At 36.1% G+C, this 12,033-nt stretch carries 9 protein-coding genes and 2 tRNA genes; 4 read left to right on the top strand and 7 right to left on the bottom strand.

Annotated features, from left to right (window positions below; genetic code table 11):
* Nucleotides 1–12: 12 nt before the first annotated feature.
* From H7T92_RS07110 to yfmF, 3 genes are read right to left on the bottom strand one after another with little or no spacing between them, the layout of a single operon-like run.
* The gene (locus H7T92_RS07110) at nucleotides 13–420 is read right to left on the bottom strand and encodes a helix-turn-helix domain-containing protein (protein ID WP_201037409.1); all 408 of its coding nucleotides are present in this window, start codon (nucleotides 418–420) and stop codon (nucleotides 13–15) included.
* A 26-nt stretch (nucleotides 421–446) separates the two neighbouring features.
* Nucleotides 447–1,721, bottom strand: a complete 1,275-nt coding sequence (yfmH, locus tag H7T92_RS07105; RefSeq protein ID WP_201037408.1) for an EF-P 5-aminopentanol modification-associated protein YfmH — start codon at nucleotides 1,719–1,721, stop codon at nucleotides 447–449.
* Between the two features lie 8 nt (nucleotides 1,722–1,729).
* A complete protein-coding gene (gene yfmF / locus H7T92_RS07100; protein WP_201037407.1) occupies nucleotides 1,730–2,977 on the bottom strand; it encodes an EF-P 5-aminopentanol modification-associated protein YfmF in 1,248 nt (415 codons plus the stop codon).
* A gap of 155 nt (nucleotides 2,978–3,132) precedes the next feature.
* On the opposite strand from yfmF, the gene yaaA reads away from it, so the two are divergent.
* Both yaaA and recF read left to right on the top strand, forming a co-directional pair.
* The gene (gene yaaA, locus H7T92_RS07095) at nucleotides 3,133–3,495 is read left to right on the top strand and encodes a S4 domain-containing protein YaaA (RefSeq protein ID WP_201037406.1); all 363 of its coding nucleotides are present in this window, start codon (nucleotides 3,133–3,135) and stop codon (nucleotides 3,493–3,495) included.
* Complete coding sequence (gene recF, locus H7T92_RS07090) at nucleotides 3,495–4,589, top strand: DNA replication/repair protein RecF (protein ID WP_201037405.1); 1,095 nt, start codon at nucleotides 3,495–3,497, stop codon at nucleotides 4,587–4,589. The genes yaaA and recF overlap by 1 nt, the downstream gene beginning before the upstream one ends.
* Before the next feature lie 45 nt (nucleotides 4,590–4,634).
* Here the strand turns inward: recF and guaB are convergent, their stop codons facing one another.
* On the bottom strand, nucleotides 4,635–6,116 hold the full coding sequence (gene guaB / locus H7T92_RS07085) for an IMP dehydrogenase (protein ID WP_201037404.1): 1,482 nt from the start codon (nucleotides 6,114–6,116) through the stop codon (nucleotides 4,635–4,637).
* Between the two features lie 143 nt (nucleotides 6,117–6,259).
* Nucleotides 6,260–7,288, bottom strand: a complete 1,029-nt coding sequence (gene trpS, locus H7T92_RS07080) for a tryptophan--tRNA ligase (protein WP_201037403.1) — start codon at nucleotides 7,286–7,288, stop codon at nucleotides 6,260–6,262.
* 205 nt (nucleotides 7,289–7,493) lie between these two features.
* Here trpS and H7T92_RS07075 point away from each other — a divergent pair, with 205 nt between their 5' ends.
* The gene (locus H7T92_RS07075) at nucleotides 7,494–9,119 is read left to right on the top strand and encodes an ATP-binding cassette domain-containing protein (protein ID WP_201037402.1); all 1,626 of its coding nucleotides are present in this window, start codon (nucleotides 7,494–7,496) and stop codon (nucleotides 9,117–9,119) included.
* 49 nt (nucleotides 9,120–9,168) lie between these two features.
* A complete protein-coding gene (locus H7T92_RS07070; protein WP_201037401.1) occupies nucleotides 9,169–11,736 on the top strand; it encodes a YfhO family protein in 2,568 nt (855 codons plus the stop codon).
* A 98-nt stretch (nucleotides 11,737–11,834) separates the two neighbouring features.
* Here H7T92_RS07070 and H7T92_RS07065 read toward each other — a convergent pair.
* A tRNA-Asn gene (locus H7T92_RS07065) sits at nucleotides 11,835–11,908 on the bottom strand.
* An 8-nt stretch (nucleotides 11,909–11,916) separates the two neighbouring features.
* Nucleotides 11,917–11,988 (bottom strand) — tRNA-Glu (locus H7T92_RS07060).
* Nucleotides 11,989–12,033 lie beyond the last annotated feature (45 nt).

The raw sequence follows: 12,033 nt of genomic DNA, 5'->3' as shown, positions 1-12,033 counted from the left end.
CTATCTTTACATCTATTTTACAGATGCTGTAAACTCATAAAAATATACGATATAAATCACAAAGCCAAGAATGGCAAAACTAACTAGTAGATAATACAGGATTGGTAACCAGCTCGCTTTCTGTCTTACTTTTCTTGAATGAAGCTCTTCGTCATCTACAAGTATTTCTTCATCAAATAACAATTCTTTTCCTTCGCGAAAAGCTGTCAATAGGATGGACTCATCTAATCCCAAAGCCCATGCTAACTTTTTAAGATAGATCTGAGCGTAAAAGGGACTCGGTAATAGATCAAACTCATCGTTTTCCAACGCTTCTATATAAGGAATTTCAATGGCTGTCTTATTTGACACATCCTGTAAACTTAAGTGTAAATTTACTCTTGACAGTTTTAACACTTGACCAATCGTTCTCTTCTTCATGTTTTCCCTTCTTGATACATTGTTTACTACTTTTGAAAAATCATATAATCAACCATCTCAGCCTGGTCGATGAACTGACGCCCTAATTTGATGATATCTTGTAAACTAATACCTTGTAAAATCTTTGGAAGATCATAAGAAGTGCTACCGTCTGAAAAATATTCAAACTGAGTGGCACTATACTCAAGCGAATTTAAACCTTGTAAGAAATCACCAAACATTTCGCTTTTAATCGTATCCAAATGTTCTTGATTCACATCTGGATCCTTCTCAAATTGTTTGATCGCTGACCTAAATTGATGAGATAAGGACACCGGTTCTTGAGTATCCATTGTCAAAATAACGAAATGAAATAATTCCTCAACCTCGACTTCAAGTGTCAATGAGTTGTCAATTTTCCCAGCTTCATATAAACTTTGAAACCGTTGCGAAGTCCAACCAAACATCATCGAAAATAGTAATTTCAACATCAATTTATAACGAAATTTTTCCTCTTCCTTAATGATATCATTTCCTCGAATTCCAATTGCCAACTTAGGAGTAACAACTTCCATTCTACAAGATTGATTCAATTTTACTTCATTTTTTTCTACAGGAAAACGTTCTAACTCCACAGATGGATGAGGAGGAACTAGATCATATTTCTTTACTACTTGCAATACTTCATCAACATCAAAGTTTCCGATCACTAATAAGTGCATTTGAGAGGGATGATAGAATAGATCAAAGTTTTCACGGAGATTATCTATTGTAATGTCAGAAATAGACTCCCTAGTCCCAGCAATATCATCTGCTAACGGTGTTCCAGGATATAAATTTTCTAAAGCACCAAAAAATAATCGATAGTCTGGACTATCTTGGTACATTCCAATTTCTTGTTGAATGATTTCTCTTTCCTTAGATACAGATTTTTCTGTAAAGGAAACCTTTGAAACCATCTCCAATAACAATTGAATATTTTCAGGGACCTTTGAAGTTGTTGAGAAAAGATAACTTGTCTTTGTAAAGCTTGTAAAGGCATTACTTTCCGATCCTAAATGAACGAATTTTTTTAAATAATCTTGACCATTTTCATCTTCAAATACTTTGTGTTCTAGAAAATGAGCAATTCCTGCAGGATATTGCCTTTCATGACCATTCACTAGAATTCGTGTATCCACTGAGCCAAACTTAGTTGTGATTATTCCATAGGTTTCATAATAATCTTCTTTGGGAATTAAATGAATAGTCAACCCATTTGACAAGCGTGTAAAGTAAACTTGCTCACCAACTGATTCATAATATTTTTCTTTAATTTTCAATCTTTACACTACTTTCCTTCCATAAAATAAACAGACTGTAAATTAATTGTTTTTGCCACTTCAATAATTTCTTCTCTACTAACCTTATCGATGGATTCTAACCACTCTTCTAAAGAAAGGACTTTCGTTCCTAGGATCGTTTTCAGATATTCCCTTTCAATCAAGGTATTTTGCCGATCCTGTGCTAATAAGGTCGTATTCACCAACATTTCTTTTGTCAATTGAAGCTCTGACTCTGTAAACTTGCCTCGTTTTAAATCATTCAACTGTCTCATAATCAAGGTCATTACTTTCGTACGAGATTCCTTATCAATGCCTGCAAAAACTCTCATAAAGCCTGTAAAAATATCAAAATGGCTAGAGATGGTATAAGCAAGTCCTTCTTTCTCACGAATTATTTGAAAAAGTCTCGAATGCGAGAAAGCTCCCAGCATCCCATTTAATACAACTAGGGGGATATGGAGAGATTCTCCATACTGGGTAGAAAAATGATAACCTAATTCTAAAATAGATTGTTGGTTTTGTTTTTGCTCTAACTTTTCTCTAACAACATTTGTAAAAGGTTGTTGATAGTTGACAGACAAATTGTTATCACGTGGCTTGAATTCAAACTGGTTCACTCGATCCACAATAGCGACCTCATTAAAATCGCCTATGAAAAAGAAGTCAATGTTATCTAATTGGAGCATCTGATGAAACTGTTCAAGAGAACTTTGAGCTGTCTCTTGTCTCGCTAAATCAACTTTCCCCAATCTTGACATCCCGATTGTTTCGTCTTCAAAAAATAGTTGATTCAATTGCCCATGTGCATAATAATAAGGCTCTTCAATTTCTGACTCCAAATCGGAAATCGTATTTTTCTTTTCAACGTCAAATGTATCACTGCCAAAATGATCTTCTACTACCAAAGGTGAAAAGAAGATAGTTTCTATAATGTCCAAAACCTCATCAGTAAGCACATTTTTCTTGCTCAAAAAGTCATCGCGCACAAAGGAAATATTCAAATCAACATAATGAACACGCCCCCTCTTAGAGACTGAGGTGGACAATTCTACCCCGTATAGACTCGCTAATTTTTCACGGAATAATTGTGAAGTTGGATATTTTTGATTTGCAGTTTCCATCATACAGGCTACTAAAACACGCGCAGCCACGGTATTTTCATCTAATGGCGATGAAAAACGGACCTTAATTTTATTGGTTTTAAATTTTTTTGATTGAAGAAAGTGAAGATTCACGCCCTTTACTAATTCCATTTTCATCCTCGTTCTACTCAATAGTAACTTTCATTATAACATGAAATCACACTAAAATCCTAATTCAAACTGTGAAAAAGCTCCTCAAATCACTCAACATTCTCTACCCTAGAAAAACTAAAAATATGGTATAATAACACGCAAAGAGGTGAACTATGAATTACAAATTATTTGATGACTTTATTACATTACAAGCAATCTTAAAAGAACTCGGTATTATACAGAGTGGTGGTGCAATCAAAGCCTTTCTTCAAGAAAAAGAAGTCTTTGTTAATGGTGAATTAGAACAACGGAGAGGCCGTAAACTTCGTGTCAATGATCAAATTGACATTCCTGAACTGAGCATTACTATCACCATTCTTGAACCTTCTCAAGAAGAAATAGAAGAGCATCTTAAAGAGAAGGAAGAAAAGGAACGTGTTGCTAAACTTGTCAAGCAACTCAATCAACAACAAAAGAAACAACCGACAAAGACTAACAAAAAAGAAAAAGCAATTCGCTTTCCTGGTATCTCGTAATGTGGTTAAAACAGTTATCCATTCAACATTTTCGTAATTATCAAGAACTTGAAGTCGAGTTTCATCCTGGATTAAATATTTTCCTAGGTCAAAATGCTCAAGGAAAGACCAATATTCTCGAATCAATTTATTTTCTAGCTTTAACCAGAAGTCATCGAACACGAAATGATAGAGATCTCATCTATTTTGAATCCACCGATTTTAAAGTTTCTGGTCAATTACAAAGAGAAACTGGGCCCCTTCCATTAGAAATTTCCTTGACACCAAAAGGTCGGATAACTAAGGTAAATCATTTGAAACAAGCCAAATTATCAAACTATATTGGCCATATGAATGTTGTCCTTTTCGCACCCGAAGATTTGCAACTGATCAAAGGATCACCTGCAGGGCGTCGAAAGTTTATTGACATTGAATTAGGTCAGATGAAACCTCTCTATTTATCCGACTTATCTCAATACAACCATGTACTGAAACAAAGAAACAGTTATCTAAAAAATTCGGAAAAAATTGATGCTACATTTTTGGAGGTCTTAGATTCACAACTAGCTAGTTTTGGAAGTCGCGTCATCCATCATCGGCTTGAGTTTATTAAGAAATTAGAAGCTAAAGCAAAAGAAAAACACACTCGACTTTCTGACAACAAAGAAGACCTATCGATTCAATATCAGCCAACTGTTTTTTCTGAAGAAGGAAATGATATAGAAGAGCAGTTTCTCTCTATGTTGGAAAAAAACCGTCAGAAGGATATTTTTAGGAAAACAACAAGTATTGGGCCTCACAGGGATGATTTGGCATTTTTTATCAATAATATGAATGCTACCTTTGGTAGTCAAGGCCAGCATCGAAGTGTTGTTCTCTCTCTAAAATTAGCAGAAATCGAATTGATGGAAGAAATCACAAGAGAAAAGCCTATTTTATTACTTGACGATGTCATGAGCGAACTTGACAATTATCGTCAACTTCAACTACTTGAAACCATCTCTAATAATATTCAAACATTTATTACAACGACCACTCTCGATCATTTAAAAGACCTGCCTGAAGAGTTGAAAATTTTCACTGTTCAAGCCGGTCATATCAAAACAGCATCTTGACAGAATTGTCAAGATGCTGTTATTTTTGTTTACAAATGTGTAAATTTATTGTGCTGAGTAGTTAGGAGCCTCGTTTGTGATTTGCACATCATGAGGATGGCTTTCTTTCAATCCTGCACCACTCATTTCAACAAATTGTGCATGATCATGTAAATCTTGAATGGTTGCTGCACCAACATACCCCATACCTGAACGAATACCACCGATCATTTGGAAGACCATATCTGCTACAGAACCTTTATAAGCAACGCGTCCTTCAATTCCTTCAGGAACCAATTTATTGGCTTCATTGACAGATCCTTGGAAGTAACGGTCGCTAGAACCTTTCTTCATTGCTGCAATAGATCCCATACCACGGTATGTTTTAAATTTACGACCTTGGAAGATTTCTGTTTCACCTGGTGCTTCATCTGTACCTGCAAGCATTGAGCCAAGCATAACCGCATTTCCACCAGCTGCGAGTGCTTTGACAATATCTCCTGAATACTTGATACCACCATCAGCAATGATCGTTTTTCCATATTCACGAGCTACAGCGGCTGCATCATAAATAGCAGTAACTTGAGGGACACCAACCCCTGCAACAACACGAGTTGTACAGATTGATCCTGGACCAATTCCAACCTTAACTACGTCTACCCCTGCATCAAATAAAGCACGCGCACCTTCAGCTGTTGCAATATTTCCTGCAATCAAGGTACGATCTGGGAAGTGAGCACGAATTTCTGCGATCTTACGAAGAACACCTGCAGAATGTCCATGTGCAGTATCAATGACAATAGCATCTGCACCTGCTTCAAAAAGTGCTTCTGCACGTTCAAAGGTATCTGAAGTAACCCCTACAGCACCAGCTACAAGCAAACGACCAAATTCATCCTTAGCCGCATTTGGAAACTCAATAACTTTTTCAATATCTTTAATTGTAATCAAGCCAGAAAGACGACCATTTTCATCTACCAATGGTAATTTTTCAATACGGTGCTCTTGTAGAATACGTTCAGCTGTTTCTAAATCGGTTCCAACCGGTGCAGTCACCAAGTTTTCACTTGTCATATGATTTGAAATGGGTTGATTGTAATCAGAAATAAAGCGCAAGTCACGATTGGTAAGAATACCAACTAATTTACGATGTTCAAGTGTTTCAACAACTGGAACACCACTGATGCGGTATCGTCCCATCAACTCATTTGCTTCTGCAATTGTATGAGAAGGTGTCAAATAGAATGGATCAATAATAACCCCATTTTCAGAACGTTTTACTTTGCGTACTTCATCTGCCTGTTGCTCAATTGACATGTTTTTATGGATCACACCAAGTCCACCAGCACGTGCCATTGCAATTGCCATTTGACTTTCTGTCACTGTATCCATTGCGGCAGTAATGATTGGGATGTTCAAGCGTAAATTACTTGCTAATTGTGTACTTAAATCTGCATCATTAGGCAATACGTGACTTTCTGCTGGAATCAAAAGCACGTCATCGAATGTAAACCCTTTTTTTAAAAACTTTGTGTCCCAATTAGACATTAGCTGGATCCTCTTTTCTTTTTATTTGAGCAAGGCTCGAATTTTTATTGTTAATATCATACCATTCTATCGTAATTTGTCAATCATTTATTGGTAAATTATCAATGAACAGTAAAGAAATGTTCGCTATTACTGAAGTCGTTTTATTTTTTAAAATAGGTAATTCCCATCGCAGATTTTACTTCATCCAGTGTTTGAGCTGCTACATTTCGAGCGCGCTCACTTCCTTTTTCAAGAACAGAGTAAACTTCCCCCATATCCTTTGCAAACTCAAGGCGTCTTTCACGAATTGGTCTTAATTCACGATCTAAAATTTCTAAAAGATATCGTTTGGTCTTTACATCACCAAGTCCACCACGTTGATAATGTTCTTTCATTTCTGCAATTTCAGCTGCATCTTCTGGACGGCCAAATACATCCAGGTAATGAAATACCATATTTCCTTCAATTTTTCCTGGATCCTCTACTTTAATATGATCAGGATCAGTATACATACTCATCACTTTTTTCTTTAAAGTATCTGCATCATCAGCTAGGTAAATGCCATTATTCAACGATTTAGACATCTTAGCATTTCCGTCTAAACCAGGTAAGCGCCCTGCTGCTTCATTTTCAGGATAAATCCCTTCCGGTTCCACCAAAGTATCTGTGTTGTATGCATGATTAAAGGAACGAACAATCTCACGAGTTTGTTCAATCATTGGCTTTTGGTCATTTCCTACAGGAACAAAATTCGCTTTAAAGGCTGTGATATCGGCTGCTTGCGAAATAGGGTATACCAAAAATCCTGTAGGTATACTCTCACCAAAACCCTTTTGAGAAATCTCGGTTTTTACAGTTGGGTTTCTTTCAAGTCGCGCCAAAGATACAAGATTCATGTAATACATGGTCAATTCCGCTAATTCAGGAATCTGACTTTGAATGAAAATCGTAACTTTTTCAGGATCTAGTCCAGCTGCAAGATAATCCAAGGCAACATTACCAATAGATTCTACAATCGTTTTTGGATCTTTTGCATGGTCTGTCAAAGCTTGCTGGTCTGCTAGGAAAACAAACATATTATACTCGTCTTTATTTTGTAACAAGACGCGATTTTTTAAAGAACCTACATAGTGGCCAATATGGAGTTTTCCTGTTGGTCTATCTCCTGTCAGAATGATGGGTTTTGTCATACTCTTCTCCTTAATCGTTATCCCTATCATTATAGCACTTTCTAGTTGAAAATGTTAGTCTATCCTCTATGTTTGTAAGGAATTAACACTTTACTAAACTGTCAATTTAGTTTACATAGTTGTAAAAACAAATTGACAGTAAAAAAGTTGAATTTTCCCCTATTTTCTAGTAAAATGAAGACATTATAGAAAGAGGAGAAAATCATTGCTTACAGTATCAGACGTCTCACTACGTTTTAGTGATCGAAAATTGTTTGACGATGTCAATATCAACTTTACAGAAGGAAATACGTACGGTCTCATCGGTGCCAACGGTGCTGGAAAGTCAACCTTTTTAAAAATTTTAGCTGGAGATATTGAACCAACAACTGGTCATATTTCTCTTGGCCCTGATGAACGTTTGTCTGTTTTGCGTCAAAATCACTTTGACTACGAAGACGAGCGGGTCATCGATGTTGTCATTATGGGAAATGAAAAGCTCTACAACATTATGAAAGAGAAAGATGCTATCTACATGAAAGAAGATTTCTCTGATGAAGATGGTGTCCGTGCAGCTGAACTTGAAGGTGAATTTGCCGAACTTGGTGGATGGGAAGCAGAAAGTGAAGCATCTCAATTGCTTCAAAATCTAAATATTTCAGAAGACCTTCATTACCAAACTATGAGCGAGTTAGCCAATGGGGATAAAGTGAAAGTTCTCTTAGCTAAAGCCCTTTTTGGTAAACCAGATGTCCTTCTTTTGGACGAGCCGACCAATGGATTGGATATTCAATCCATTACCTGGTTAGAAGATTTTTTGATTGATTTTGAAAATACGGTTATCGTTGTATCCCATGACCGCCACTTTTTGAATAAAGTCTGCACCCATATGGCGGATCTTGACTTTGGAAAAATTAAACTTTACGTCGGAAACTATGATTTCTGGAAAGAATCTTCTGAACTTGCAGCAAAATTACAAGCAGATAGAAATGCAAAAGCTGAAGAAAAAATTAAACAATTACAAGAGTTTGTCGCGCGTTTCTCAGCCAACGCTTCAAAATCAAAACAAGCAACTTCGCGTAAAAAAATGCTTGACAAGATTGAACTTGAAGAAATTGTTCCCTCTAGTCGGAAGTACCCATTTATCAACTTTAAGGCAGAACGAGAAATTGGTAACGATCTCTTGACAGTTGAAAATCTTTCTGTCAAGATTGATGGAGAAAAAATCCTTGACAATATCAGCTTTATCTTACGTCCTGGTGACAAAACCGCCCTTATCGGACAGAACGATATTCAAACAACCGCTTTGATCCGTGCATTGATGGATGATATTGAATATGAAGGAACTGTCAAGTGGGGAGTTACAACTAGTCGATCATATCTACCAAAAGACAACAATCGTGATTTTGCAGGTGGTGAAAGTATTCTTGATTGGCTTCGTCAATTTGCAAGTAAAGAAGAAGATGACAATACTTTCCTTCGTGGTTTCTTAGGACGTATGCTCTTTTCGGGTGACGAAGTTAACAAGTCTGTCAACGTCTTGTCAGGGGGAGAAAAAGTTCGTGTCATGTTGTCTAAATTGATGCTCCTCAAGTCAAATGTTCTTGTACTAGATGATCCAACCAATCACTTGGATTTGGAGTCTATTTCAAGTTTGAATGATGGATTGAAGAATTTTAAAGAATCGATTATCTTTGCTAGCCATGACCACGAATTCATTCAAACACTCGCCAACCATATTATCGTTCTTTCAAAAAACGGCGTAATCGATCGTATTGATGAAACCTATGATGAGTTTCTTGAAAATGAAGAAGTTCAAGCAAAAGTGAAAGAACTTTGGAGTCAATCATAAAAATAAAGAGCCCTGAAATCATTATTTCAGGCTCTTTCAGTAGAAATATATGAATAAAACAAAGCTAAAAACATCCCTTTTTATAGTATCTTCTTTCCTGATTCCAGCTATCATGATGTTCTTTATTTACCTCTCACAAGGAATTTACTGGAACAGTGATACATCCCCCTTATTAGGAGATGGTTATCATCAGTATGTCATTTTTGATACCACACTTCGAAATATTTTACATGGGACAGATAGCCTATTTTACAGTTTTCAAAGTGGATTAGGTATTAATTTCTATGCACTCAGTAGCTATTATCTAGGAAGTTTCTTTTCTCCTCTTGTCTACTTTTTTAATGCACAATCCATGCCGGATGCTGTTTACCTCATCACTCTTCTTAAATTTGGAGCTATTGGGTTAAGCACTTATATTAGTTTACATGGAATGTTTTCTAAAATTCCTAGATCCCTGGTTCTTACCCTTTCAACATCATTTGCTCTTATGAGCTTTGCTATCAGCCAAATTGAAATCAAAACTTGGCTAGATGTTTTTATCCTAGCACCATTAATTCTTTATGGATTCAAAAAACTCATTTACAATGAGGGAGAGATTCTCTACTTTATCAGCTTAACCAGCTTGTTTATCCAAAATTATTATTTTGGGTTTATGATGTCTATTTTTCTCATTTTATGGTACTTGACACAACTATCATGGGACATCAAAGGAATTGGAAAACGCTTCTTTCATTTTGTGATTGTATCTCTTTTATCAGTTATAACAAGCCTTGTGATGTTATATCCAACCTTCTTGGATTTACGCACTCATGGAGAAAGTTTTTCAAAGGTTGACAGTATCTTTACAGAAAAAAGTTGGTATCTTGACGTATTTGCAAAAAATTTCATTGGAAGTTTTGACACTACTAAATATGGATCAATTCCAATGATCTACGTGGGATTATTTCCACTTCTTTTAGCGATTACCTTTTTCTTTGTAAAGTCGATCAAGTTTCACGTGAAACTTTCTTACTTTATACTTTTGACCATTCTTATTTTGAGTTTTCGTTTTCAATTATTAGATCTCCTTTGGCAAGGTATGCACGCGCCAAATATGTTTCTTCATCGATACTCTTGGATCTTTTCTTTGACGATTATTCTGATGGCAGGAGAAGTACTAAATAGAATAGAGGAGATCACTTGGATTCGTTTTAGTCTTGCTAATTTCCTCCTTATTCTAGGATTTGGAGCAACTGTCCTTTACAGCAGTCACTATAAATTTTTAGATGCAGTCAATTTCATTGTTACTTTTGAATTTTTAATTGCTTTCTATTTGGTCTGTTTAGGATTTATCCTAAAAAAGATACCGCCTAGACTTTTCTATCTTTCAATCCTGTTTTTCTCCATCTTTGAATTATCGGTGAATAGTTATTATCAAATGGAAGGAATTGCGAATGAATGGGTCTTTGCTTCTCGGTCATCCTACGAACGAGACTTAAAAGCCATCCAATCCTTAGTAAGAGAGAAGACAGACTCTAATTATCGGACTGAGATTTTACAGCCACAAACGGGCAATGATAGCATGAAGTATGGTTATAATGGAATTTCTCAATTTTCATCTGTACGAAATACGGATGCTAGTTCGACATTAGACAAACTTGGATTTAAATCTGAAGGAACCAACCTCAATCTTAGATACCAAAACAATTCTATTTTAATGGATAGTCTATTTGGTGTTCGCTATAATTTAAGCCAACAACCTGTTCAAAAATTTGGATTTAAAGAGATTGCAACCAAAAATGGAGTCTCACTTTCAGAAAACGAATATGCCTTACCAATCGCCTTTCTGTCAGCAAAACCTTATAAAAATACTTCCTTTACGAATTTGACACTGGATAATCAGACACGATTCATCCATCAAATCACAGATGAAAAATATAAATTTTATAAGAAATTAAATATTCTCTCGCCTACTTCACAAAATACTACATCTTCGTTGCAAACTGCAAAAATTGAAGAAGATAGTCATCTTTCCTACGCAAGTATTCAATATGAAGTAACGGTTCCTGCCCATAGCCAACTATATGTCAATGTTCCAAATTTACAATTTTCAAACGATGATCGAAAAGATATTGAAATCAGCTACAATGGACAGACCCAACGCTATACCATTGATAATGCCTTTCCATTCTTTTCGATTGGCCATTTTGACACAGAGGAAACAGTTACTATTCGTATGAGTTTTCCAGAAAATTCGACAGTCTCTTTTGATACACCAGAATTTTTTGCTCTGGATCTTGACCAATACACACAAGCTATCGCTAGCATTCGTCAGCAAGAAGTTGCTATTCACAAAAAGAAAAACAAATTGGTAGCAGCCTATAACGCAAATAGAGACACTACCCTTATTTTTACACTCCCTTATGATAAAGGCTGGTCAGCTAAACAAAATGGAAAGCCTATCCAAATTCATCGCATCCAGAAAGGATTGATGGGAGTTCGTGTTTCAAAAGGATCCGGAACAGTCACCTTAACATTTGTTCCCAAAGGCTTCATTGAAGGACTCATTGCCTTTTTCGTTGGAATCATTCTCTTTTTCCTCTACGAATGGAGACAAATAAAAAGACGAAAAAGCTAAGGAATCTAACCATCGTTCACTTATAAATAAAAGGCTAGGATAGTCATTATCCTAGCCTTTTTCAAAACAAAAAAACACCCAAATGGGTGCTATACTAGCTCCGCCAGTAGGACTCGAACCTACGACATCATGATTAACAGTCATGCGCTACTACCAACTGAGCTATGGCGGAATGAGATATAGTCCGTACGGGATTCGAACCCGTGTTACCGCCGTGAAAAGGCGGTGTCTTAACCCCTTGACCAACGGACCATATATTCATTAACAGAACATATCCCATTATATCAAAATTTAACT

The sequence above is a fragment of the Streptococcus parasanguinis genome, assembly GCF_016648855.1.
Lineage (GTDB): Bacteria > Bacillota > Bacilli > Lactobacillales > Streptococcaceae > Streptococcus > Streptococcus parasanguinis_L.
The sequence above is the reverse complement of the archived record's forward strand: the minus strand, read 5'-3'. Positions and strand labels throughout refer to the sequence as shown.